At 72.5% G+C, this 23,003-nt stretch carries 22 protein-coding genes; 12 read left to right on the top strand and 10 right to left on the bottom strand.

Annotation, left to right across the window (positions count from 1 at the left end; translation table 11 throughout):
* Positions 1-40: 40 nt before the first annotated feature.
* Entirely contained in the window at positions 41-4,429 is a 4,389-nt protein-coding gene (locus AB0K14_RS13750) for a HAMP domain-containing protein (RefSeq protein WP_360450679.1), read from the top strand.
* A 102-nt stretch (positions 4,430-4,531) separates the two neighbouring features.
* Positions 4,532-4,948, top strand: a complete 417-nt coding sequence (locus tag AB0K14_RS13745) for a hypothetical protein (protein WP_360450397.1) — start codon at positions 4,532-4,534, stop codon at positions 4,946-4,948.
* Positions 4,949-5,003: 55 nt separating this feature from the next.
* On the opposite strand, the gene AB0K14_RS13740 is transcribed toward AB0K14_RS13745, so the two are convergent.
* Positions 5,004-5,864, bottom strand: coding sequence for an aminoglycoside phosphotransferase family protein (locus tag AB0K14_RS13740; RefSeq protein WP_360450395.1), 861 nt, complete (start codon positions 5,862-5,864; stop codon positions 5,004-5,006).
* Positions 5,861-6,190 (bottom strand): STAS domain-containing protein, encoded by a 330-nt coding sequence (locus tag AB0K14_RS13735; RefSeq protein WP_360450393.1) that lies wholly within the window; start codon positions 6,188-6,190, stop codon positions 5,861-5,863. The genes AB0K14_RS13740 and AB0K14_RS13735 overlap by 4 nt, the downstream gene beginning before the upstream one ends.
* A 179-nt stretch (positions 6,191-6,369) precedes the next feature.
* Between AB0K14_RS13735 and AB0K14_RS13730 the strand changes: the two genes are divergently transcribed.
* Both AB0K14_RS13730 and AB0K14_RS13725 read left to right on the top strand, forming a co-directional pair.
* Positions 6,370-6,756 (top strand): ATP-binding protein, encoded by a 387-nt coding sequence (locus AB0K14_RS13730; RefSeq protein WP_360450390.1) that lies wholly within the window; start codon positions 6,370-6,372, stop codon positions 6,754-6,756.
* Between the two features lie 114 nt (positions 6,757-6,870).
* Entirely contained in the window at positions 6,871-7,104 is a 234-nt protein-coding gene (locus AB0K14_RS13725) for a hypothetical protein (protein ID WP_360450388.1), read from the top strand.
* 55 nt (positions 7,105-7,159) lie between these two features.
* Here the strand turns inward: AB0K14_RS13725 and AB0K14_RS13720 are convergent, their stop codons facing one another.
* Positions 7,160-7,360, bottom strand: a complete 201-nt coding sequence (locus tag AB0K14_RS13720) for an antitoxin (RefSeq protein ID WP_360450385.1) — start codon at positions 7,358-7,360, stop codon at positions 7,160-7,162.
* A 107-nt stretch (positions 7,361-7,467) separates the two neighbouring features.
* Positions 7,468-7,665, bottom strand: a complete 198-nt coding sequence (locus tag AB0K14_RS13715; RefSeq protein ID WP_360450383.1) for a hypothetical protein — start codon at positions 7,663-7,665, stop codon at positions 7,468-7,470.
* Positions 7,666-8,033: 368 nt separating this feature from the next.
* On the opposite strand from AB0K14_RS13715, the gene AB0K14_RS13710 reads away from it, so the two are divergent.
* From AB0K14_RS13710 to AB0K14_RS13700, 3 genes are all read left to right on the top strand, one after another.
* A complete protein-coding gene (locus AB0K14_RS13710; RefSeq protein WP_360450381.1) occupies positions 8,034-8,870 on the top strand; it encodes a peptidoglycan-binding domain-containing protein in 837 nt (278 codons plus the stop codon).
* Between the two features lie 53 nt (positions 8,871-8,923).
* Positions 8,924-9,895 (top strand): pirin family protein, encoded by a 972-nt coding sequence (locus tag AB0K14_RS13705; protein ID WP_360450378.1) that lies wholly within the window; start codon positions 8,924-8,926, stop codon positions 9,893-9,895.
* 158 nt (positions 9,896-10,053) lie between these two features.
* Complete coding sequence (locus tag AB0K14_RS13700) at positions 10,054-10,293, top strand: hypothetical protein (RefSeq protein ID WP_360450376.1); 240 nt, start codon at positions 10,054-10,056, stop codon at positions 10,291-10,293.
* 115 nt (positions 10,294-10,408) lie between these two features.
* Here the strand turns inward: AB0K14_RS13700 and AB0K14_RS13695 are convergent, their stop codons facing one another.
* Both AB0K14_RS13695 and AB0K14_RS13690 read right to left on the bottom strand, forming a co-directional pair.
* Positions 10,409-11,308 carry an aminoglycoside phosphotransferase family protein gene (locus AB0K14_RS13695; protein ID WP_360450374.1) on the bottom strand — a complete coding sequence of 300 codons (900 nt, stop codon included), beginning with the start codon at positions 11,306-11,308 and terminating at the stop codon, positions 10,409-10,411.
* A complete protein-coding gene (locus AB0K14_RS13690; protein WP_360450676.1) occupies positions 11,305-11,640 on the bottom strand; it encodes a YnfA family protein in 336 nt (111 codons plus the stop codon). The genes AB0K14_RS13695 and AB0K14_RS13690 overlap by 4 nt, the downstream gene beginning before the upstream one ends.
* A 92-nt stretch (positions 11,641-11,732) precedes the next feature.
* On the opposite strand from AB0K14_RS13690, the gene AB0K14_RS13685 reads away from it, so the two are divergent.
* From AB0K14_RS13685 to AB0K14_RS13670, 4 genes are all read left to right on the top strand, one after another.
* Positions 11,733-12,542, top strand: a complete 810-nt coding sequence (locus tag AB0K14_RS13685; protein ID WP_360450372.1) for a methyltransferase domain-containing protein — start codon at positions 11,733-11,735, stop codon at positions 12,540-12,542.
* Position 12,543: 1 nt separating this feature from the next.
* Positions 12,544-13,500 carry a saccharopine dehydrogenase NADP-binding domain-containing protein gene (locus AB0K14_RS13680; RefSeq protein ID WP_360450369.1) on the top strand — a complete coding sequence of 319 codons (957 nt, stop codon included), beginning with the start codon at positions 12,544-12,546 and terminating at the stop codon, positions 13,498-13,500.
* Positions 13,469-14,092: a helix-turn-helix domain-containing protein gene (locus AB0K14_RS13675; RefSeq protein WP_360450367.1), complete on the top strand. Its 624-nt coding sequence runs from the start codon at positions 13,469-13,471 to the stop codon at positions 14,090-14,092. Before AB0K14_RS13680 ends, AB0K14_RS13675 begins: the two co-directional genes overlap by 32 nt.
* 326 nt (positions 14,093-14,418) lie before the next feature.
* Entirely contained in the window at positions 14,419-16,701 is a 2,283-nt protein-coding gene (locus tag AB0K14_RS13670) for a tetratricopeptide repeat protein (RefSeq protein ID WP_360450363.1), read from the top strand.
* A gap of 31 nt (positions 16,702-16,732) precedes the next feature.
* On the opposite strand, the gene AB0K14_RS13665 is transcribed toward AB0K14_RS13670, so the two are convergent.
* Together AB0K14_RS13665 and AB0K14_RS13660 are read right to left on the bottom strand one after the other, a co-directional pair.
* Complete coding sequence (locus AB0K14_RS13665) at positions 16,733-17,803, bottom strand: acetate/propionate family kinase (RefSeq protein WP_360450360.1); 1,071 nt, start codon at positions 17,801-17,803, stop codon at positions 16,733-16,735.
* 1 nt (position 17,804) lies between these two features.
* Complete coding sequence (locus AB0K14_RS13660) at positions 17,805-20,138, bottom strand: phosphoketolase family protein (protein WP_360450357.1); 2,334 nt, start codon at positions 20,136-20,138, stop codon at positions 17,805-17,807.
* 89 nt (positions 20,139-20,227) lie between these two features.
* Between AB0K14_RS13660 and AB0K14_RS13655 the strand changes: the two genes are divergently transcribed.
* Positions 20,228-22,609, top strand: a complete 2,382-nt coding sequence (locus AB0K14_RS13655) for an HAD-IC family P-type ATPase (protein WP_360450673.1) — start codon at positions 20,228-20,230, stop codon at positions 22,607-22,609.
* On the opposite strand, the gene AB0K14_RS13650 is transcribed toward AB0K14_RS13655, so the two are convergent.
* Together AB0K14_RS13650 and AB0K14_RS13645 are read right to left on the bottom strand one after the other, a co-directional pair.
* A complete protein-coding gene (locus AB0K14_RS13650) occupies positions 22,587-22,718 on the bottom strand; it encodes a hypothetical protein (protein WP_360450354.1) in 132 nt (43 codons plus the stop codon). The two genes, AB0K14_RS13655 and AB0K14_RS13650, sit on opposite strands and share 23 nt — an antisense overlap.
* Positions 22,687-22,989 carry a hypothetical protein gene (locus AB0K14_RS13645; RefSeq protein ID WP_360450352.1) on the bottom strand — a complete coding sequence of 101 codons (303 nt, stop codon included), beginning with the start codon at positions 22,987-22,989 and terminating at the stop codon, positions 22,687-22,689. The genes AB0K14_RS13650 and AB0K14_RS13645 overlap by 32 nt, the downstream gene beginning before the upstream one ends.
* Positions 22,990-23,003: the final 14 nt, after the last annotated feature.

Here is a 23,003-nt window from a genome sequence, read left to right as displayed (position 1 = left end):
GGACGACACGGACGTGACCCTGTCCCGGCTGCTGACCGCGATGCGGGAGATGAAGGACGGCAACTTCCGCCGCCGCCTCGTCGTGCCCGGCGACGGGGCGGCGGCCGAGTTGGCCCAGGTCTTCAACGAGATCGCGGAGCGCAACCAGTGGCTGGTCGGCGAACTCGTGCGGGTGCGCCAGGCGGTCGGCCAGGAGGGCCAACTCGGCGAGCGGCTGGCGCCCAGCACCGCGACCGGCGGCTGGGCGACCGCCGGTGAGGCGGTGAACGGCCTGGTCGACGACCTGACCAGGCCGACCGCCGAGCTGAGCCGCGTGCTCGCCGCGGTCGCCGAGGGCGACCTGTCGCAGGAGATCGTGGTCGACGCGCGGGGCGAGGTCGCCGCGCTGGTCGAGAGCTTCAACTCGATGACCGCGACGCTGCGGACGTTCGCGGGCGAGGTCACGCGCGTGGCGCGCGAGATCGGCACGGACGGGCGCCTCGGCGGCACGGCGGTCGTGCCCGGGGTGGCGGGCACCTGGAAGGACCTGACCGACTCGGTCAACTTCATGTCCGACAACCTGACCAAGCAGGTCCGCGACATCGCGCAGGTGGCGACCGCGGTCGCGCAGGGCGACCTGTCGCAGAAGATCACCGTGACGGTGGCCGGCGAGATGCTGGAGCTGAAGGACACCGTCAACACGATGGTCGACCAGCTCTCCTCGTTCGCCGACGAGGTCACCCGCGTGGCCCGGGAGGTCGGCACCGACGGACGGCTCGGCGGTCAGGCCCAGGTGCCGGGGGTCGGGGGCACCTGGCGGGACCTGACCGACAACGTGAACTTCATGGCGAACAACCTGACCTCGCAGGTCCGCAACATCGCGCAGGTCGCGACCGCGGTGGCGCAGGGCGACCTGTCGCAGAAGATCACGGTCGACGCGCGCGGCGAGATCCTGGAGCTGAAGTCGACCATCAACACGATGGTCGACCAGCTCTCCTCGTTCGCCGACGAGGTCACCCGCGTCGCCCGGGAGGTCGGCACCGACGGACGGCTCGGCGGTCAGGCCCAGGTACCGGGGGTCGCGGGCACCTGGCGGGACCTGACCGACTCGGTCAACTTCATGGCCGGCAACCTGACCTCCCAGGTCCGCAACATCGCGCAGGTGACGACCGCGGTCGCGCAGGGCGACCTGTCGCAGAAGATCGACGTGGACGCGCGCGGCGAGATCCTCCAGCTCAAGACGACGATCAACACGATGGTGGACCAGCTGTCGTCGTTCGCGGCCGAGGTGACGCGCGTGGCGCGGGAGGTCGGCAGCGACGGGCGGCTCGGCGGTCAGGCCCAGGTGCCCGGGGTGGCGGGTACCTGGCGGGACCTGACCGACTCGGTCAACTTCATGGCCGGCAACCTCACGTCCCAGGTCCGCAACATCGCGCAGGTCGCCACGGCGGTCGCGCGAGGCGACCTGTCGCAGAAGATCACGGTCAACGCGCGGGGCGAGATCCTGGAGCTCAAGGACACCATCAACACGATGGTCGACCAGCTCTCCTCGTTCGCCGACGAGGTCACCCGCGTGGCGCGCGAGGTGGGTACGGACGGACGGCTCGGCGGTCAGGCCCAGGTGCCGGGGGTCGCGGGCACGTGGCGCGACCTGACCGACTCGGTCAACTTCATGGCGAACAACCTGACCGCACAGGTGCGGTCGATCGCCCAGGTCACGACGGCGGTGGCCGGTGGCGACCTGTCGCAGAAGATCACCGTCGACGCGCGCGGCGAGATCCTGGAGCTGAAGTCGACCATCAACACGATGGTCGACCAGCTCTCGTCGTTCGCCGACGAGGTCACCCGCGTCGCCCGGGAGGTCGGCACCGACGGGCGGCTGGGCGGTCAGGCACGGGTGCCCGGGGTCGCCGGGACGTGGAAGGACCTCACCGACAACGTCAACGTCATGGCCGACAACCTGTCCACGCAGGTCAGGTCCATCGCGGCGGTGGCGACGGCGGTCGCGGGCGGTGACCTGTCCAAGAAGATCGCGGTCGAGGCCAAGGGCGAGGTCGCGGCGCTGGCGGACACCATCAACGGCATGGTCGACACGCTGCGCGCGTTCGCCGACGAGGTCACCCGGGTGTCCCGCGAGGTCGGCACCGAGGGCATCCTGGGCGGTCAGGCGCGGGTGCCGAACGTGGCGGGCACCTGGAAGGACCTCACCGAGAACGTCAACTTCATGGCGAACAACCTGACCTCGCAGGTCCGCAACATCGCCCAGGTGACGACCGCGGTGGCGCTGGGCGACCTGTCGAAGAAGATCGACGTGGACGCGCGCGGCGAGATCCTGGAGCTCAAGACCACGATCAACACGATGGTCGACCAGCTGTCGTCGTTCGCCCAGGAGGTCACGCGCGTCGCGCGCGAGGTCGGCACCGAGGGCAAGCTGGGCGGTCAGGCCGAGGTGGAAGGCGTCTCGGGCACCTGGAAGCGGCTCACCGAGAACGTCAACGAGCTGGCCGGGAACCTGACCCGGCAGGTCCGCGCGATCGCCGTGGTGGCGACGGCGGTGACCGCGGGCGACCTGACCCGCCAGATCACCGTGGACGCGTCCGGCGAGGTCGCCGACCTCAAGGACAACATCAACCGGATGATCGGCAACCTGAGGGCGTCCACGCGCGCCAACCAGGAGCAGGACTGGTTGAAGACGAACCTGGCGAGGTTGTCCGGCCAGATGCAGGGCCACCGCGACCTCAACGCCATGGCGTCGCTGGTGATCAGCGAGCTGACGCCGCTGGTGTCGGCGCAGCACGGGGCGTTCTTCCTGGTCGACCCGGAGTCCAACGCCCTGGACCTGACCGCCGCCTACGGGTACGCGCCGCGCGGCGGACGTCCCACGCGGTTCGTGCGCGGCGAGTCGCTGGTCGGGCAGGTGGCGGTGGAGAAGAGGACGGTGCTGGTCACCGACGTGCCGCCGGGCTACATCGAGATCGGGTCGGGGCTGGGGTCGGCGCCACCGGCGAACCTGGTGATCCTGCCGATCGTGTTCCAGGGCGAAACGCTCGGCGTGATCGAGCTGGGGTCGTTCGGCGACTTCACCGAGGTGCACCTGGACCTGTTGGACCAGCTCAAGGAGAACATCGGCGTCAACCTGAACACGATGCTGGCCAACGCGCGGACCGACAGCCTGCTGGTCGAGTCGCAGCGGCTGACCGAGGAGCTGCGGGCCGGTTCGGTGGAGCTGGAGGCGCGGGCGCGGCAGCTGTCGTCGGCGTCGAAGTACAAGTCGGAGTTCATGGCGAACATGTCGCACGAGCTGCGCACGCCGTTGAACAGCTTGCTGATCCTGGCGAAGCTGCTGGCGGACAACCTGGACGGGAACCTGAACCCGAAGCAGGTGGAGTTCGCCAGGACGATCCACTCGTCCGGTACCGACCTGCTGCAGTTGATCGACGACATCCTGGACCTGACCAAGGTCGAGGCCGGGCACATGCAGGTGCAGACGGACCCGGTGCGGGTGTCCGACGTGGTCGGCTACGTCGAGGCGATGACCACGCCGCTGGCCGCGGAGAAGGGGTTGGCGTTCGAGGTCGTCGTGGAGCCCGACATGCCGTCCACGCTGCACACCGACGAGCACCGGTTGCAGCAGATCCTGCGCAACCTGCTCTCCAACGCGGTGAAGTTCACCCACGAGGGGGAGATCAAGCTGCGGATCCGGACGGTCGAGGAGTCGGTCGCGTTCGACGTGCAGGACACCGGCATCGGCATCCCGGCCGACAAGCTGTCGGTGATCTTCGAGGCGTTCCAGCAGGCCGACGGCACGACGTCGCGGAAGTACGGTGGCACCGGGCTGGGCCTGTCGATCAGCCGCGAGCTGGCGGCGTTGCTGGACGGTCGGCTGGACGTGCGGTCGGAGCCGGGCATCGGGTCGACGTTCACGCTCTACCTGCCGCTGGGCGAACAGGGCCTCATGTCGCCGGTCGTGGCGGAGCCGGAAGCCGTGCCGGAACTGCTGACGCCCGCCGACGACGCGCCGCAGTCCCTGGTCGCCCCGACCGAGCTGCCGCCCGCGCCGATGCGGTTCCACGGCGAGAAGGTCCTGATCGTGGACGACGACCTGCGCAACGTGTTCGCGTTGACGTCGGTGCTGGAGCTGCACGGGTTGCAGGTGATCTACGCGGACAACGGCATCACGGGTGTGCGGGCGTTGGAGCAGTACGACGACGTGACGCTGGTGCTGATGGACATCATGATGCCGGAGCTGGACGGCAACGCGACCATGGCGGCGATCCGGGCCATGTCGCGGTACGCCGACCTGCCGGTGATCGCGGTGACGGCGAAGGCGATGAAGGGCGATCGGGAGAAGTCGTTGGCCTCGGGGGCCACGGATTACGTGACCAAGCCGGTGGACACCGAGCACTTGCTGCGGTTGATGGCCTTCTACCTGGGGGTCGAGCAGGACTGAGCCCTGCACCGCGACGGTGCGGCCCGCACCCGACCGCCGAGTGGGTCGAGAACCGACGACTGCCCGGATGGCGGTGCCACCGCCGCCTATACGGTTCGGGGCATGAGCCAGTCGATCCCGTTCGCCGACACCAACTTCAAGCTCGCCGTCGTCCAGGAGCTGATGTACGACCAGGGCCTCCTGCCGAGGTTCGACCTGCGCGAGTACGCCGCCGAGCAGGGCTTCACCTACGACGGCGGGAGCGTCGAGGCGGTGCCCGAGGCCCTGGCCTACTTCGAGGCGCTCCAGGTCCCCGTCGAGCTGGCGGAGAAGGTCACCGCGATCGGGATGGACGGCGGCAACGAGATCTACCTCCAGATCGCGCCGAACTGGGACGGCGAGGACGGGCTGTTCGACGTCGACGAGTTCGCCGACCTGCGGCACTTTCCCCACCTGAAGTCGATGACCCTGTTCTACACGGGCAACGAGGGGGCGCTGGAGGCGCTGCGCGCCCGCGGTATCGAGGCGGACTGGCTCTGAACCGGCGGCGCGGTGGTCGTCGGCCAGGTCCGTCGTGGGAGGCCGGGCGCCGTGGTCAGGTGAGGGCGGAGATGAGGCGGTGGCAGCGGAGGGGGTCTTCGGTCAGGCCCGCGTCCAGGCCCCAGAGCCAGTAGTCGACGGCGCGGAAGACGACCCAGTCGCGGGCCCGGTCGCGGGGGATGGAGGCGTAGTCCACCGCGATGTCCAGGTGTTCGGTGATCGCGGTCGCGTCGGGCATCTCGTCCAGCCTGGTCCAGAGGACGCGGGCCAGGTCGTAGGCGATGTCGCCGCGCAGGAGGATCGGGTCCACGGTCAGCCAGGGTTCCCGGGTGCCTGCCAGGACTTGCGCCGAGTGCAGGTCGCCGTTGACCGCCAGGTCCGACGTCGTGGTGACCAGCTTCTCCACGGCCTTCTCCCCCGCGCGCAGGAAGGCCGGGTCGAACGGTCTGCCCTGTCGGGTCCAGTCGGCTTCCAGGCTCGACGCGCGGGCCAGGGCGAGGTCGGCGGTGGAGCGGGCGGTCGGTGGAGCGGGGACGGCCAGTCGGCGCGCCATCGTGCCCAGCACCGCCATGGCCTCCTCCGACGGGAGGTGCAGGGCGGTGCGGCCCATGTCCAGGCGTTCCAGCAGCATGGCGCCGGCGGGGTCGGCGTCGACCAGTTCGACGGTGCCCCGGCCCTGCCAGAAGCGCAGCGCCTCGATGTGCGCGGCCACGTCCTCGCTCGGGGCGTTCATGCGCAGCACGAGGGGCGTGCCGTTGCGGGTCACGGGAATCACCAGGGCGTGTGAGCCGTGGGTCGCCGGGCCGTCGGGGTGCAGTTCCCAGGTCGCCAGGCGGTGCTCGATCGCGGCGGGCAGGGCGGCCAGCCAGTCGCGGTCGCGTGGGATCGGTGAGTTCCGGAAGCTCTCGGGGATCACGTGGTCGACGTGGCCGATTCGACGGAGTCGTGGATGTGCATGACCTCGGTCAGCTCGGTCAACCGGAACAGCTTGTGCACGGACGGCTGCATGCACGCCATCCGGAACTGGCCGCCGGAGCCGTCCAACCTGCGGTGCCAGTCGAGCATCAGGGACAGTCCCGTGGTGTCCATGAACGGCACGCCGCTCAGGTCGACCACCACGTGGGGGCCCGTGCTCGCTTCGAGGCGGTCGGACAGCACGGGAACCGTTTCCGCGTCCAGCTCGCCCGACACCGCGACGACCGTCCAGCCGCCCCGGAGCTCACTGCGCACCTGCAATTCCATGGTGCCCGAGCCTAGCCACCGGACGGGCCTCGTGCCGATACCGTGCCCGAACGTCATCACACGCGCCGGTCACCCGCGCGCCGCCGAACGTCGCCAGGACACCGGCCGGCGCGACCACTCGGTGGCGCGCCCGGAGGATGTGCGACGATGCGGTAACGGCCGATCAACGGGGAGCGGATGTGCGCAACGAGCCAGCGGCGCCGGTGGCCGTGACGCTGCCCGCCTCGGCGGGCTCATCGGCACGGGCCCGGCAGGTGGTGGGCGACGCGGCGTCAGCCTGGGGGTTGTCGGACGACGCCGCCGACGACGCCGCCTTGGTGGTGACCGAACTGGTGTCCAACGCGGTGGACCACGCGACCGGCCCGGTCGGGCTGACCGTGACGCGGACGGCCTCCGGCATCCGGATCGAGGTGGCCGACCAGTCCTCCGCGCTGCCGCAGCCGAGACCGGTGCAGGTCGACTCGGCACGCGGGCGCGGGTTGATCATCGTGGCGGCGTTGAGCCGGTCCTGGGGTTCGGAGCCGACCGCCCGCGGCAAGGTCGTGTGGGCCGAACTGGACGGCTGAGCGCCCCGACCGGACGAGTCCCGAGCTCGCGCAAACCGGCGACGGTCGCGGGTCCGCCGTTGTAGAACGCGGCAGAACGGGTATCCGGTGGTCGCCGACTAGTGAGGAGGTCATGTGTCCACGACCGAAACCGGTCAGGTGACCGGTACCCAGGACAAGGACTACAACATCATCTGGTTCGTCGAGGCGTGCCTGAGCAACGCGCTGCGGCTGGAGTCCTACATCGCCGACGCGGAGCGGGCGGGCGACAGCGAGCTGGCGGAGTTCTTCCGCCGCGCCCAGGGCGAGAGCCGCAAGGGCGCCGAGCAGGGCAAGCAGCTGCTCACAGCGCGCCTCGCGCGGTCGTAGCACGCGGAAGGGCCGCCCTCGGATCCGAGGGCGGCCCTTGATCGTCTTCGCGGGATCACTGCTGGTCGCGGAACCGGTCCAGGCCTTCCTTGGCCTTGTCCGTACCCGTCTGGACGTGCTCGGAGTGCTGACCGCCGGTCCGCTCGTCGACGAACTGGCCGGCCTTGTCGATGCCCTGGTCGGCCTTGTCGCCGTGCTGACCGAGGGCGTCCTTGGCCTTGTCCTTCAGCTCGTCGAACTTGTCGCCGATACCCATCTGCGCTCGAACCTCCTCCGGGTGTCCCTCGTGGACACTCCCCGGAGGGGGCTACCCCGGCACCGGTGCGGTTGATGCGCCCGCACCGGCAAACTCACCCGGTCGAGTTAGTCGGGCACGGGCGGGTCGGGCAGGCCGAGCATGAGCAGCAGCTCGCGGCAGTCGTTCGCGTCGACCGAGTTGTCCGCGACGGTGCGGGCGGCCAGGTTGCGCTGGATGACTTCGGCCCTGTCGGCCGCGGCCCGCGCGTCGGCGAAACCCACCGCCGCGCCCTGTGATCGACCAGGTCTGGTGGTCTGCGTCATGAAGAACCCGCCTCCCCTGCCGGCGGAGCCGCACCACACCGGCAGCGGGCGGGATCCCGCCGACCGGAGGCGTGGTGGTTCGGTCCGACGTGCCCGCTGGCCGTGGGGGTAGATGATGTGAACGGATGTTCCGGCGACAAGCCGGTGCTCCCGTCCCCGGCCTCGGAGTGCGGCCGGACTGGGTCGGGTACCGCGCCGGCCGACTGCCGACAGCTCGTGCCCCAACCCACCGAAGTCTACTCCAAGACTTGCCCCCATCGTGCTGTCACTATCCAACCAACTGCGAGCAGCTTCGGTCAACTATTGCCAGCGCCCTCCGGTTCGCGCTTGACTGGCCCCGTTTCGTCGGGTGTCGACCGGAGGTGGTCGTGGTGAAGGTCAGAGTCGCCTCAGTGGCCGGTGTGCTGATCGGGTTGGTCGGCCTGGCGGCGCCCGCGAGCGCCGCGCCGCAGGTCACCGCCCTGCCGGTGGTGGACATGGAGGCCGTGCTCAAGGCCGCTCAGATCGACCCGCGCCGGGCCGACTCGGCGATCACGCCGGGCAGCGGCGACAGCGTGCGGCTCGTCGAACGGGCACTGGTCGCGAAGGGCCTGCTGACCTCGACCTACGCCGACGGGCACTTCGGCACCAGGACGATCGAGGCCTACGCGGCCTACCAGCGCTCGCTCGGCTACACCGGGATCGACGCCTCGGGCCTGCCCGGACCGACCTCGCTGCGGCTGCTGGGCGAGACGACCTACACCGTCACCCGCGTGGTGTCGGCGGGCAGCCGGGTCACCTACCGCAACGCGCTGATGAACACCCGCACCAAGGCCATGCTGGTCGAGGCGGAACGCCTGCTCGGCCGGTCGTTGACCATCACCCAGGGCTCGTACAACCCCGGTGGCGTGCCCGGCTCGGCCGGCACCCACGACGGCGGCGGCGCGCTGGACATCTCGGTGTCGGGCATGACGGCGACCACCCGGACCGCCGTGACCAGGGTGTTGCGGCAGGTCGGCTTCGCGGCCTGGGTCCGCACCCCGGCGCAGGGCTTCGACTACCACATCCACGCGATCGCGTTGGGCGACCCGGACCAGTCCTCCGGCGCGCAGCACCAGTCGGGCGACTACTACCTCGGCATGAACGGCCTGGCCGGCCGGGGGGCGGACGACGGACCGGTGGTCACGCCGAAGCGCACGTGGGAGGAGTACCAGCGAGCGCTCTGAGCCGCGACGGGTGGCCTCTACGATGGCCTGATGGCCTTGCGATGGGCAGCACGATGAGCAACGTGGAGACCCACCCGTCCGAGCTGGTCTGCGGGAGCACGCCCGGTGCCGCGGCGGTCGAGGTGCTCGACCCGCGCGACGTCCCGCTGGGCGGCCCGCGGGCGATGACGGTGCGGCGCACGCTGCCGCAGCGGTCCCGGTCGATGATCGGCGCGTGGTGCTTCGCCGACCACTACGGCCCGGACGACGTGTCGGTCAGCGGGGGCATGGACGTCGCGCCGCACCCGCACACCGGCTTGCAGACGGCCAGCTGGCTGTTCAGCGGGGAGGTCGAGCACCGCGACAGCCTGGGCGTGCACGCGGTGGTCCGGCCGGGCGAGCTGAACCTGATGACGGCCGGACACGGCATCTGCCACTCGGAGGTGTCCACCCCGGACACGACCGTGCTGCACGGCGTGCAGCTGTGGATCGCGCTGCCCGACGCCGACCGCGACGCGCCGCGCGACTTCCAGCACCACGCGCCCGGCGCGGTGGCGTTGGACGGCGCGACCGCCAGGGTGTTCCTCGGCACCGTCGCGGGCGAAACGTCGCCGGTGCGCACGTTCACCCCGCTGCTGGGCGCGGAACTCGTGCTCGAACCCGGTGCGCGACTGGCGCTCGACGTGGACCCGGCGTTCGAGCACGGCGTGCTGGTCGACGTGGGCTCGGTGGAGCTCGGCGGCACGGCGCTGGCCCGTGGCGCGCTGGGTTGCGTCGCCGTCGGCGCGACCGCCCTGCACCTGGCCAACACCGGTGACGACGCGGCGCGCGTGGTGCTGCTGGGCGGCGAGCCGCTGGGCGAGGACCTGGTGATGTGGTGGAACTTCGTGGGCCGCAGCCACGAGGAGATCGTCCGCTTCCGCGACCAGTGGCAGGCGGAGTCGGAGCGCTTCGGCCAGGTCGAGGGCTACCCGGGCACCCGCCTCCCCGCCCCACCACTGCCGATGGGCCGCCTCCGGTCACGCGGCAACCCACCACCGGCCTGACGGGAACAGCCCTCACGCCCGTCCGACTCCACGAGCCGGAGCACTCCACCGGTGAAGTGATCTCCCGCTTGGCCGGGCCACCCCGCACACCCGAGACTGGAAGAGTGCCTCGTGCTGCACACACGCATGCCCTCCTGCGCGCTCGCGTCCTCGATGTGGTGAACCGGTGGGATCCGGAAGGGCTGCTCGCCATGGAGGCGCCCGAGGACGAGTACGAGCCCGAAGCCAGGTCGTTCGCCGCGCTGCTCGACCAGGGCGTCACCATCACGCCCGAGATCGTGCGGCAGGTCTGGGAGGAGTGGTTCGGACCGGATTCCGGATTCGTCCGCCTGGCGACCCGTGAGGTGCACGCGGAGTTCGCTGACGAGCTGAACCGGGCGGCCGTCCCGACCAGGTGACCGGCATGGGCGCTGCCACCGGTGCAGCCACGGAGCGTCGCCGGAGCGGACCGTTCCGACATCCGACGACGGGACCGCGACACCGACACCGGTGGCCGAGGCGACGCGCGGCCGATCAGGTCCGACGGTCGAGGAGGGCGGTGGCGATGGCGACCTGGACCGGGTTCAGCGCGGTCTCGCCGTCCTGGACGTCCCACAGCGAGTTCTGCAGCACCCGGCCCAGCGTCCACGCCGCGGCGCGGTCGCGGTCGAGGCCGAGCACGTCGGTCAGCAGGTCGAAGCGGCGCAGCACGGCTCGCGGCACGTCACCCGTGGCGACCACGGCGTCCCAGCGGTTGTCCAGGGCGGGCAGCAGGTCGAAGCCGGGGTCGCCGGCCAGCGGTTCGGGGTCGATCGCCAGCCACGGCTCGCGTTCGCCCGCCAGCACGTTGTCGTAGTGCAGGTCCCAGTGCAGCAGCCGGTCACCCGCGTCGCCCACCACCTCGGCCACCGCGGACGCGCAGGTGCGCAGCAGGTCCCGGTCGGCCGACGAGCGCAGCACGGGCACGGCGCCCGGCACCTGGTCGAGCATGGCGCGGGCGATGTCGGTCAGCCGCCGCACGCCCGGCGGCGCGGGCACCGCGACCAGGCGGGCCAGCAGGTCGGCGAGGATCCGCAGGGCGGCCACGTCGTCGGCCACCGCGGCCAGCGGACGGCGCGCGTCCAGCCGTTCCAGCAGCATGGCGCCCGGCTCGTCGGCGAGCAGCCGGACCACGCCGTCGCCGTCCCACGTGCGCAGCCCGATCGGCGCGGCGGCGTTGTCCTCGGTGACGGGCTGGAGCTTGAGCACGGCGGGTGTGCCGTCCGCGCGCACGACCGGCAGCACGAGCGACGCCATGCCGCTGTCCACCGGCCCGTCCGGCCGCAGCTCCCACCGGTCGAGGAAGTCGGCGGTCCGGCCGGGCAGCGCGGCGAGCCACGCCCGGCCCCACTCGGTGCGGTGGTACGACGCCGTCAGCGCCTCGGGGATCTTCACGGGCGCGGGCCGTACATGATCACGGCCACGCCGACGAGGCAGATCACCGCGCCGACGTAGTCCCACCGGTCGGGCCGGAACCCGTCCACCACCACGCCCCAGGCCAGCGACCCGGCCACGAACACCCCGCCGTACGCGGCCAGGATGCGGCCGAAGTGCGCGTCGGGCTGGAGGGTCGCCACGAACCCGTACAGGCCGAGCGCCGCCACGCCCGCGCCGACCCACAGCAGGCCCCGGTGCTCGCGCACGCCCTGCCAGACCAGCCACGCGCCACCGATCTCGGCGACAGCCGCCAGCGCGAACAACAGCAGCGAGCGGACCACGGTCATGATCCCGACGATAGCCGGCGCGCCGCCCTTGACAACACCGGACCCCGTTGTGAACAGTTGTTCATGAACAGACGTTCATAACGAAGGGGGCACCCGTGCCGGAGATCGTCAACACCCACCAGGCCGAGGCGTGGAACGGGTACGAGGGCCACCACTGGGCCGACAACCACGATCGCTACGACGCCGTGAACAGCGGTTTCAACGACGTGCTGCTCACCGCGGCCGCCATCGCGCCCGACCACCGGGTGCTCGACATCGGCTGCGGCAACGGCCGGATCAGCCGGCTGGCGGCACGACGCGCGGCGCACGTGCTGGGCGTCGACCTGTCCGGGCCCATGCTGGCCCGTGCCCGGGCGTCCGCGACGGGTGTGCCCAACCTGACCTTCGAGCAGGGCGACGCGCAGGTCTTCCCGTTCCCGCCGCACGCGTTCGACGTGGCGGTCAGCCGGTTCGGGGTCATGTTCTTCGCCGACCCGGTCGCGGCGTTCGCCAACATCCGCGGCGCGCTGCGGCCCGGCGGCCGGTTGGTGTTCCTGTCGATGCGCGACCTCGGCGACATGGCCGGGGTGTTCGAGGCCTTCGGCGGCGCGCCGGTGTGGACGTCCACCGAGATCGGGCCGCTGTCGCTGGCCGACCCGGCCGTCATCGACCGGGTGCTCACCGGGGCGGGCTTCACCGACGTCACGGCCGAAGCGGTGGCGGCCGACCAGGTGTGGGGCGGCGACGTCGCCGACGCGACGGCGTTCCTCATGGGCTGGGGCCCGGTCCGGCACGCGCTGCGCGACGCCCCACCGGCCGCGGTGGACGGCACTCGTGACGCCGTGGCGCGGGCGTTGACGCCGTACTTCGACGGTGACGCGGTGCGGCTGCGAGGCAACGCCCGGCTCGTCACCGCGAGGGCCTGACGTGGCGCGGATCGTGATCTTCGGCGGGTACGGCGCGGTCGGCCGCGAGGCGGCGGCCGTGCTGTCCCCGGCGCACGAGGTGGTGGTGGCCGGGCGCAACGCGGCGGCGACGGTCCCGGGCACCACGACCTTGCGGGTGGACCTGCGGGACGACGGTGACGTGCAGCGCGCGCTGGACGGCACCTACGCCGTGCTGATGTGCGCCGAGGTGGACAACGCCCGGATCGCCCGCGCCTGCCTGGAACGCGGCGTGCACTACGTGGACGTGACCGCGTCGCACGACACCGTCACCGCCGTCGAGGCGCTGGGGGGTGACGCGACCGCGCTGCTCAGCGTCGGCCTCGCGCCCGGCGTCACGAACCTGCTGGCCCGGCACTGCGTCGAGCTGACCGGCGCCCGTGACGTCGAGATCGGCGTGCTGCTGGGCGGCGGTGAGCGGCACGGTGCGGCGGCGGTCGCGTGGACGCTCGGCGGGCTCGCGGAGCTGGGTCCGTCCTGGCGCACGACCTTCCCCGCGCCCCACGGCACGCGGACCGTGCACGGGTTCCCGTTCTCCGACCAGCACACGCTGCTCCGCACGCTCGACGTGGACCGCGTGCGCACCGGGTTGTGCCTGGACTCGCGGATGGTCACGGCGCTGCTGCCGGCCGCCGCGCGGTTCGCGCACCGGCTCGGGCCGCTGACGGGGCTGCGTCTGGGCGGCGACGGGTTCGCGGTGGCGGTGTCGGCGGGCGGGGTGACGTGCGCGTTCAGCGGGAGGCGGCAGAGCCGTGCCACGGGGGTGGTCGCGGCGCTGCTGGTGGCCCGGCTGCCCGCGCTGCCGCACGGCGTGTGGCACGTCGACCAGGTGGTCGACCCGCTCGGGTTCCTGACCGAGGTGGCAGGGCACGGCTTCGCCCTGCACCTACCGCCTACGATGCACCGCGATGGCACCGCGACGAGCAGCAGCACTGCGTGACGGCGGGGTGAGCCTGCGCGACCACCTGATCGCCGCGGCCACCCGCCTCATCGCCGAACGGGGCACCGCCGGGCTCACGGTCCGCGACATCGCCCGCGCCGCCGACGTCGCGGTAGGCGTGCTCTACAACCACTTCGCGGACAAGGAGGAGCTGCTCGCGCTGGCCCTGCACGAGCACGTGCGCGAGGTCGAGCGGCGCGTCGGCAGTCCCGCCGCGGACGGCACGCTCGCGGAGAACCTGCACGCCTTCATCACGCACGCCCTGACCGTGCACGCGGCGTTCCTGCCCGCGTTCGCCGGTCTCGTGGGCCAACCCGAGGTGTTCGCCCGCTTCGACGCGCTGCCCAACCCGATGGCCGGCGGGCGCGGCCTGCACGCGGCCCTCGCCGACTACCTGCGCGTGGAACGGGACCGCGGCCGGATCGCCGCGACCACCGACCTCGAAGCGGTGGCCACGCTCATCGTCGGCGCGTGCCACGAACTGGTCCTCCCCCGCGTCTACCGGGGTCTGGCGGAGCCGGTCGAGGTGCCGCCGGGCTACGTGGACGCGCTGGTGTCCACCGTGCTGAACGGCATCACACCGCGTCGCTGACCCGCCGCGGTCGGGTGATCGTCGATCATGTGCGGCTCGGGGCCGGTGCCGGACCGGACCCCCGCCCGGCCGCGTCGTGGTTCGTCGACGCGGCCGGACGCCCCCGGTTTCCGGCACCCCGCGCGTGGGGTGGCCGTCGACCGAACGGCAGGCGCGGCATCCCCCTCAAGCGCCGAGCCCACCGGTCCGTCGGGTTCGACGATGGCGGATCCGGGCACGGCGGCGCGAGTGGCACGGGACGCTGGGACAGCCCGGATGCCTTGAGCTGCAACGACGTGGACCGGTGGGACAGCCTGTGGGACGCTGGATCATCGAGGGGGCGGTGCATGTCGTCATCGGCGCACGTCGAAGCGTTCGCGCGAGCGCTCGGCGAACTGAAGCGGCGCAGCGGTCGCAGCTACCGGACGCTGGGCGAGCGGACCGGGTTGAGCAGGTCCGCACTGCACCGCTACTGCCAGGGCCGTGCCGTGCCCGAGCACTTCGAGCTGGTGGCGCGGATCGCACGGGCCTGCGGCGCCACCAAGGCCGAACTGGTCGAGCTGCACCGGCGGTGGGCGATGGCGACGTCGGAGACCACCGCGTCCCAGGACGAGCCGGTGGCCCGGCAGCTGCCCGCTCCCCCGGCCGGGTTCACCGGGCGGGAACGGGAGCTGGCGCACGTCACGGCCGCCCTCACGGCCCAGCCCGCGGCCGTGGTGATCTCCGCGCTCAGCGGCGCTGGAGGCATCGGCAAGACCTGGTTGGCGCTGCACTGGGCGCACCGCAACCTGCACCTGTTCCCGGACGGCCAGCTGCACGTCGACCTGCGCGGCTTCGACCCCACGTGCTCACCCGTGCCGCCGGCGGCGGCCCTGCGCGGCTTCCTGGAGGCGATGGGCGTCGACCCGGCCACCATGCCCGGCGACCCGCAGGCCCAGGCCGGCCTGTACCGCAGCGTGATCGCCGGCCGGCGGATGCTGATCGTGCTGGACAACGCCCGTGACACGGCCCAGGTCGTGCCGCTGCTGCCCGGCAGCCCCACGTGCACCGTGCTGATCACCAGCCGCCGCCGGCTGACCCGCCTGGTCACCGCGCACGGTGCCCGCCAGGTCGACCTGGACGTGCTGCCCGACGACGAGGCCCGCAACCTGCTCGACCGCCACCTCGGCCCGGACCGGCTGGCGTCCGCGCCCGGCGCGGTGGACGAGCTGGTCGCGTTCTGCGCCGGCCTGCCGCTGGCCCTGGGGATCGTGGCGGCCCGCGCGACCAGCCACCCCGAGTTCTCGCTGGCCGCCCTGGCCGACGAGCTGCGCGACCACGCCGGCCGGTTGGACGCGCTCAACATCGACGACGCCGAGGCCAACCTGCGGGCCGTGTTCTCCTGGTCCTACCAGGCGCTGGCCGAGCCGACGGCCACCGCGTTCGGGCTGCTCGGCCTCGCGCCGGGTCGCGACATCGGGTTGCCGGCCGCCGCCGCGCTGATCGGCGTGCCCACCGCCGAGGCACGGGTGCGGCTGCGCGACCTGGAGGCGGAAAGCCTGGTGCAGGAGCACGAGCCGGGCCGCTACCGGATGCACGACCTGGTGCGGCTGTACGCGGCCGAGCAGGCGACGCGCGACATCGCCGAACCGGTGCGCCACGAGGCGTTGACCCGGCTGCTCGACTTCTACCTGCACACCGCGTACTCCGGTGAACGCGTGCTCGACCCGCACCGGCCGCCGATCGTGATCGGCCGCCCGGTGCCCGGCGTGACACCGCACCCGCTGCCCGACCTGGCGCGCGCGGTGGCGTGGTTCGAGGTCGAGCACGCCAACCTGATGGAGGCGCAGCTCCTGGCCGCCCGGCACGGGTGGCACACCCCGACGTGGCGGCTCGGCTGGGTGCTGCACACGTTCCACTACCGGCAGGGGCACCGGCGCGACAACCTCGCCACGTGGCGGACCGCCGTCGCCGCCGTCGAGCACCTGGACGACCCGGGCGACCGGGCCCGCGCGCACCGGCGGCTCGGGGTGGCGCTGCTGGACGTCGGCGAGCACCGCGAGGGCCTGGCGAACCTGAACCGGGCGTTGGACCTGTTCCACCGGGCCGACGACGTCGCGGGGCAGGCGCGCACGCACGAGGCGTTCGCCGCCGCCTGGCACCAGCAGGGCGACAGCGAGCGCGCGCTGAAGCACGCGTACCAGGCGTTGGAGCTCTACCAGGGGCTGGGCGACCCGACCCGTGAGGCGAACATGCTCAACTCGGTCGGCTGGTACCACGTGGGGCTCGGTGACCTGACGCGCGCGGCGGAGTACTGCACGGCCGCGCTGGAGCTGAACCGGCGGCAAGGCTACGCCGACGGCGAGGCCTACACGTTGAGCAGCGTCGGGCACATCGCCCACCGCACCGGCGACCACGCGCGGGCCGTCGAGCACTTCCGCGAGGCGATCGCCGTGCTGCGCAGCCTGAACGACCGCGGCGAGGAGGCCGACACGCTGGACCTGTTGGCGCAGGCGCACTCCGCGCTGGGCCAGCACGACGAAGCGCGCGAGGCCTGGTCGCAGGCGCTGGAGCTGTACCGGTCGCAGCACCGCACCGCCGAGGTGCTGGCGATCCGGTCCCGGCTGGCCGCCCCGGACACCGTCGCCTGATCGCCGAAGGCCGTCGGCAACGGCAAGTCGATCAGCGGCTGAGCGCGCTGCGGGTGCCGTGCGCGATCTCCAGGTCTTCACGCGCGGTGACGACGAGGGTCCGGGCTTTCGCGGCGGGCCCGGTGATGTCGGTGTCGCCGTCGACGTGCCCGTTGCGGTCCGGGTCGATCGCGATGCCGAGGAATCCCAACCTCTCCGCGGCACGGCGGCGCACCGTGGCCGACTTCTCGCCGACACCGCCGGTGAACGCCAGCACGTCCAGGCCGCCGAGCGCGGCGGCCATCGCGGCGACGCCCCCGACGAGCCGGTGCGTGTAGACGTCCAGCGCCAGCACGGCGTCCGGGTCGCCGTCGGCCGCCGCCGCGTCGATCTCGCGCAGGTCGCCGGTGCCCGCCAGCGCGGTGAGGCCGGACTCCTGCTCCAACGCGGTCGCGACCTCGTGCGGCGACAGGCCCGCGTGCTCCTCCAACCACAGCACCAGGCCGGGGTCGACCGTGCCCGACCTGGTGGCCATCACCAGGCCCTCCAGCGGGGTGAAGCCCATGGTGGTGTCGACGCTGCGGCCGTCGGCGATCGCGGCCAGGGACGCGCCCGCGCCCAGGTGGCAGCTGACCAGCCGCAGGCCGGGCGACACCAGTTCGGCCACCCGGCGCGCGCAGTGGGCGTGGGACAGGCCGTGGAAGCCGTAGCGGCGGATCGCGTACCGCTCCCGCCACTCGCGGGGCACGGCGTAGGTGGCCGCCGCGGCGGAGATCGTGGTGTGGAACGCGGTGTCGAAGCACGCGACCGCCGGCACGTGCGGCAGCAGCCGGCGCACCGCGTCCAGGCCCGCCAACGACTTCGGCTGGTGCAGCGGCGCGAGCGCGGTCAGGTCGACCAGGGCCTGCCGCACCAGGTCGTCGACGACCACCGGGTCGGTGAACCTGGTCCCGCCGTGCACCACCCGGTGCCCGACGGCGTCCGGCGTCGGCCAGCCCTCCAGCACCTCGCCCAGCCGCGTCGGGTCCGGCTCGACGTCGGCGGTGCGCTCCACCTCGTCGTCGGCCGCCAGCAGCCGCAGCTTCAGGCTGGACGAGCCCGCGTTGACCACCAGGACCCGCACGTCAGCCCCACGTCCACCCGGCGATCGCCGGGTCGTCCTCGCCGTGCTCACGGGTGTACCGGCGGGCGGCGAACCGGGCGTCGACCATGCCCTGGCGCACCGAGGCCGCCGCGCCGCCCAACGACGGCACGCGGTCGATCACGTCCATGACCAGGTGGAACCGGTCGAGGTCGTTGAGCATCACCATGTCGAACGGCGTGGTCGTGGTGCCCTCCTCCTTGTAGCCGCGCACGTGCAGGTTGACGTGGTTCGTGCGGCGGTAGGTGAGGCGGTGGACGAGCCACGGGTAGCCGTGGAAGGCGAAGACCACCGGTTTGTCCGTGGTGAACAGGGCGTCGAAGTCGCGGTCGGACAGGCCGTGCGGGTGTTCGGTGTCCGGTTGCAGGCGCATGAGGTCGACCACGTTCACCACCCGCACCTTCAGCCCGGGCAGGTGTTCGCGCAGCAGCTTCGCCGCCGCCAGGGTCTCCAGCGTCGGGATGTCGCCCGCGCACGCCAGTACGACGTCCGGCTCGCCCTCGGTGGTGCCCGCCCAGTCCCAGATGCCCAGGCCGCGCGCGCAGTGGGCGATCGCGTCGGGCATGTCCAGGTAGGTCAGCGCGGGCTGCTTGCCCGCCACGACCACGTTGACGTAGTGCTTGCTGCGCAGGCAGTGGTCCATCACCGACAGCAGCGTGTTGGTGTCCGGCGGCAGGTACACCCGGACGATCTCGGCCTTCTTGTTCACCACGTGGTCCAGGAAACCGGGGTCCTGGTGGCTGAAGCCGTTGTGGTCCTGCCGCCACACGTGCGACGACAGCAGGTAGTTCAGCGACGCCAGCGGCGCGCGCCACGGGATCGCGCGGGTCGTCTTGAGCCACTTGGCGTGCTGGTTGAGCATCGAGTCGACGATGTGGATGAACGCCTCGTAGCTGGTGAACAGGCCGTGCCTGCCGGTGAGCAGGTAGCCCTCCAGCCAGCCCTGGCACAGGTGCTCCGACAGCACCTCCAGCACCCGGCCGTCCGGTGCCAGGTGGTCGTCGCCGGGCACGGTCCCCGCCCGCCACTTGCGGTCCGTGACCTCGAACAAGGCCGACAGCCGGTTCGACGCCACCTCGTCCGGGCCCATGACGAGGAAGTTGTCCGGGTTGCGGCGGGTCACGTCGCGCAGGAACGCGCCGAGCACCTCGGTGGCCTGGCTGCTCTCCGCGGCGGGCCGCGCCACGGTCACCGCGTGGTCGCGGAAGTCGGGCATCCGCAGGTCGCGCAGCACCCGGCCGCCGTTGGTGTGCGGGTTGGCGCTCATCCGCCGGTCGCCGGTCGGGGCGAGGGCGCGCAGCTCGGGCACGAGCCCGCCGTTGTCGTCGAACAGCTCCTCCGGCCGGTAGCCGCGCATCCACTCCTCCAGCCGCGCCCGGTGACCGGCGTCGGTGCGGGTGCCGGCGAGCGGGACCTGGTGCGCGCGGAAGGTGCCCTCGACCGGCCGTCCGTCCACTTCGCGCGGTCCGGTCCAACCCTTCGGGGTGCGCAGCACGATCACCGGCCACGGTGGGCGCTGCCTGGCCGTCCTCATCTCCGCGATGTCGTCCAGCACGGTGTCCAACGTGGACGCCAGTTGCTCGTGCACGGCCTTGGGCTCGTCGCCGACGACGAAGTGCGGGGTGTGGCCGTAGCCGCGCAGCAAGGACGCCAGCTCGTCGTCCGGGATGCGCGCGAGCACGGTGGGGTTGGCGATCTTGTAGCCGTTGAGGTGCAGGACCGGCAGCACCACGCCGTCACGGGTCGGGTCGAGGAACTTGTTCGAGTGCCAGCTCGCGGCCAGCGGCCCGGTCTCCGCCTCGCCGTCCCCGACCACGCACAACGCCAGCAGGCTCGGGTTGTCGAACACCGCGCCGTACGCGTGCAGGAGGGCGTAGCCGAGTTCACCGCCCTCGTGGATCGAGCCCGGCGTCTCCGGCGCGACGTGGCTCGGGATGCCGCCGGGGAAGGAGAACTGGCGGAACAGCGCGCGCAGGCCGTCCAGGTCCTCGCCGATGGTCGAGTAGACCTCGCTGTAGGTGCCCTCCAGGTAGGCGTTCGCGACGAGCCCGGGTCCGCCGTGGCCGGGACCGGTGACGAAGAGGGCGTTCAGGTCGCGCTGCCGGATCACCCGGTTCATGTGGGCGTAGAGCAGGTTGAGGCCCGGGGTGGTGCCCCAGTGGCCGAGCAGGCGCGGTTTGACGTGCTCGGGTCGGAGCGGCTCGCGCAGCAGCGGGTTGTCCAGCAGGTAGATCTGGCCGACGGACAGGTAGTTGGCCGCACGCCAGTAGGCGTCCAGCAGGTCGAGGTCGTCCGCTTGCTGCCCGGTCGACGGCATGGACCCGACGCTAGCCGTGATCACCGGGTGCCGAAACTCGACCGCGTCCGCCGGGCGTGGGCGGGCGGGAACGGGTGCGCCGGGTGACGATGGGGCCCGGTCGGGCGCGGGAGGTGCGGATGTCCGAGGTCGCCGGTGTGGGGGTGGCGCAGGCGGAGGGGTTGACCTCGGCGCAGGTCGCGGAGCGGGTCGCCGACGGGCGGACCAACGCGGTGGGCTCCCGCACCAGCCGCGGCACCGGGCAGATCGTCCGGGCGAACGTCATCACGCCGTTCAACGGGCTGCTGACCGCGTTGTTCCTGGTCATCCTCGCCACCGGGCGCTGGCAGAACGGCCTGTTCGGACTGGTCGTCGTGGCCAACACGGCGATCGGCGTGGTCGGGGAGCTGCGGGCCAAGCGCACCCTCGACCGGCTCGCCGTGCTCAACGCGCCACACGCCCGGGTGACGCGCGACGGTGTGACGTCCGAGGTCGAGGTCGGCGAGGTGGTGGCCGACGACCTGATCGGGCTGCGCACCGGCGACCAGGTCGTGGCCGACGGCGTGGTTGACGCCGCCGACGGGCTGGAGGTGGACGAGTCGCTGCTGACCGGCGAGTCCGACCCGGTGCACAAGGCGGTGGGCGACGAGGTGCGGTCGGGGTCGATCGTGGTGGCGGGGTCGGGCCGGTTCCGGGCCACGGCGGTCGGCGCGGAGGCCTACGCGAGCCGGCTGACCGCCGAGGCGCGCCGGTTCACCGTGGTGCGGTCCGAACTGGTCGCGGGCACGAACAAGCTGCTGCGGTGGATCTCGCTGGTGATGCTGGTGGTCGGCCCGCTGCTGCTCCTGAGCCAGCTGCGCAGCCCCGACACCGACGGCTGGCAGGAGGCGATGACCGGCGCCGTGGCGGCGTTGGTCGGCATGGTCCCCGAAGGCCTGGTGCTGCTCACCAGCCTGGCGTTCATGGTGGCCGCCGTGACCCTGGCGCGGCAGCGGACGTTGGTTCAGGAGCTGCCCGCGGTGGAGGTGCTGGCCCGGGTCGACGTCGTGTGCCTGGACAAGACGGGCACGCTCACGCACGGCGACATCGTGTTCGACTCGCTGGTCGTGGACGGTCCGCGGGACGAGGTCGGGGAGGCGTTGGCGTTGCTGGCGTCGGCGCCGGACGTGAACGCGACCTCCGCCGCGCTGGCCGCGTCGTTCACCTCGACCACCTGGCGGCGGACCGGCGGCGTGCCGTTCTCGTCGGCTCGCAAGTGGTCCTCCGTGGACGCCGACGGGCACGGCACGTGGGTGCTGGGCGCGCCGGAGATGGTGTTCCCCGCGGGAGGTGCGTGGCCGGAGCGCGCGGCCCACATCGCCGCGCGGGGCAAGCGGGTGCTGGTCCTGGCCTCGGCCGGCTCCCCCGCCGACGGCAGGTCGTTGCCCGCCGGCCTCGCCGGGCGCGCGCTGGTCGTGCTGGCCGAGCGGATCCGCGAGGACGCCGCCGACACGCTGCGGTACTTCGCCGAGGAGGGCGTGACGCTGCGGGTGATCTCCGGCGACAACCCGCGCACGGTCGGCGCGGTCGCGGTGGCCGTCGGGGTGCCCGGCATCTCGGCGGCGGACGAGGCGGTGGACGCCCGCACGTTGCCCGACGACCCGGACGAGCTGGCCGACGTGCTGGAGACCTCCGCCGTGTACGGCCGGGTGACGCCGCAGCAGAAGCGGGCCATGGTGGGCGCGTTGCAGCGGCGCGGGCACGTGGTGGCGATGACCGGCGATGGTGTCAACGACGCGATGGCGTTGAAGGACGCCGACATCGGCGTGGCGATGGGCAACGGCGCCGCCGCGACCAGGGCGGTGGCGCAGCTCGTGCTGCTGGACAACCGGTTCGCGCACCTGCCCGACGTGGTCGCGGAGGGTCGGCGGGTGATCGCCAACATCGAGCGGGCGGCGAACCTGTTCCTGGTGAAGAACGGGTACTCGCTCGTGCTGGCGCTGGTCGTGCTGGTGAGCGGGCTGGCCTACCCGTTGGCGCCGATCCAGCTCACCATGATCTCCGCGCTGACGATCGGCGTCCCGGGTTTCGTGCTGGCGCTGGGCCCGAACCGGCGCCGGTACGTGCCGGGTTTCCTGCGGCGCGTGCTGCGGCTGGCTGTGCCGACCGGTGTGGTGATCGGGCTGGCCGCGTTCGCCGGCGACCTGGTGATCCGCCGGCTCGACCCGGCCGGCGGTCCGGCGGCCGGGCGGACGGTGGCGACGGTCGTGGTGCTCGTCGCCTCGCTGTGGACGTTGTCACTGGTCTCGCGGCCGCTGACCGGCTGGAAGGCGGCGCTCCTGACCGGGCTGGCCGTGTCGGCGGCGGTGATCCTGGCCGTGCCGGTGCTGGCGTCGGACATCTTCCTGCTCGACGTCACACCGCAGCGCCTGCTGGTGGGCGCGGTGGTCGGCGCGGTGGCGGCGGCACTGGTGGAGCTCGTCGACCGGCTCAACCGGCCAACCGCGCCCTGATCCGGTCGGCCTCCGCGCTGCCGATGCCGTCGAAGATCGCCAACGACTGCTGCCACACCTCCCGTGCGCCGGATGCCTCACCGGACAGGTTGCGGACCTCCCGGTGCACCTCGATGCACCGCCGATAGTGCTCCATCGGCCAACGTGGTGAACGGCGCGTCCACGCAACGCTCGGCGGCGATCCGCAGGGCCGGCGGCAGGCGGGCGCACTGGTCGGCGAGGCGTGCGGCGGCGGTCGGGCCGGCGTCGACGCGGTCGGTGCCGCCGGTGGCGCGCAGCAGCGTGATCGACTCGTCGGGCGACAGCACGTCCAGGCCGAGCCGCTCGACGCCGTCGCGCGACACCAGGCCGGCCAGCCGGTTGCGGCTGGTGACGAGCACGGTGACGGTGTCGG

It is taken from the genome of Actinosynnema sp. NPDC050801 (genome assembly GCF_040673975.1).
In the GTDB taxonomy this organism is placed as follows: domain Bacteria; phylum Actinomycetota; class Actinomycetes; order Mycobacteriales; family Pseudonocardiaceae; genus Actinosynnema.
The sequence above is the reverse complement of the archived record's forward strand: the minus strand, read 5'-3'. Positions and strand labels throughout refer to the sequence as shown.

Excerpts from the sequence above, each read along its gene's own strand:
- AB0K14_RS13750 (WP_360450679.1), top strand. The coding sequence starts at position 41 with ATGCGGGAGATGAAGGACGGCAACTTCCGCCGCCGCCTCGTCGTGCCC.
- AB0K14_RS13745 (WP_360450397.1), top strand. The coding sequence starts at position 4,532 with ATGAGCCAGTCGATCCCGTTCGCCGACACCAACTTCAAGCTCGCCGTC.
- AB0K14_RS13735 (WP_360450393.1), bottom strand. The coding sequence starts at position 6,190 with ATGGAATTGCAGGTGCGCAGTGAGCTCCGGGGCGGCTGGACGGTCGTC.
- AB0K14_RS13720 (WP_360450385.1), bottom strand. The coding sequence starts at position 7,360 with ATGGGTATCGGCGACAAGTTCGACGAGCTGAAGGACAAGGCCAAGGAC.
- AB0K14_RS13715 (WP_360450383.1), bottom strand. The coding sequence starts at position 7,665 with ATGACGCAGACCACCAGACCTGGTCGATCACAGGGCGCGGCGGTGGGT.
- AB0K14_RS13705 (WP_360450378.1), top strand. The coding sequence starts at position 8,924 with ATGAGCAACGTGGAGACCCACCCGTCCGAGCTGGTCTGCGGGAGCACG.
- AB0K14_RS13675 (WP_360450367.1), top strand. The coding sequence starts at position 13,469 with ATGGCACCGCGACGAGCAGCAGCACTGCGTGACGGCGGGGTGAGCCTG.
- AB0K14_RS13670 (WP_360450363.1), top strand. The coding sequence starts at position 14,419 with ATGTCGTCATCGGCGCACGTCGAAGCGTTCGCGCGAGCGCTCGGCGAA.
- AB0K14_RS13660 (WP_360450357.1), bottom strand. The coding sequence starts at position 20,138 with ATGCCGTCGACCGGGCAGCAAGCGGACGACCTCGACCTGCTGGACGCC.
- AB0K14_RS13655 (WP_360450673.1), top strand. The coding sequence starts at position 20,228 with ATGGGGCCCGGTCGGGCGCGGGAGGTGCGGATGTCCGAGGTCGCCGGT.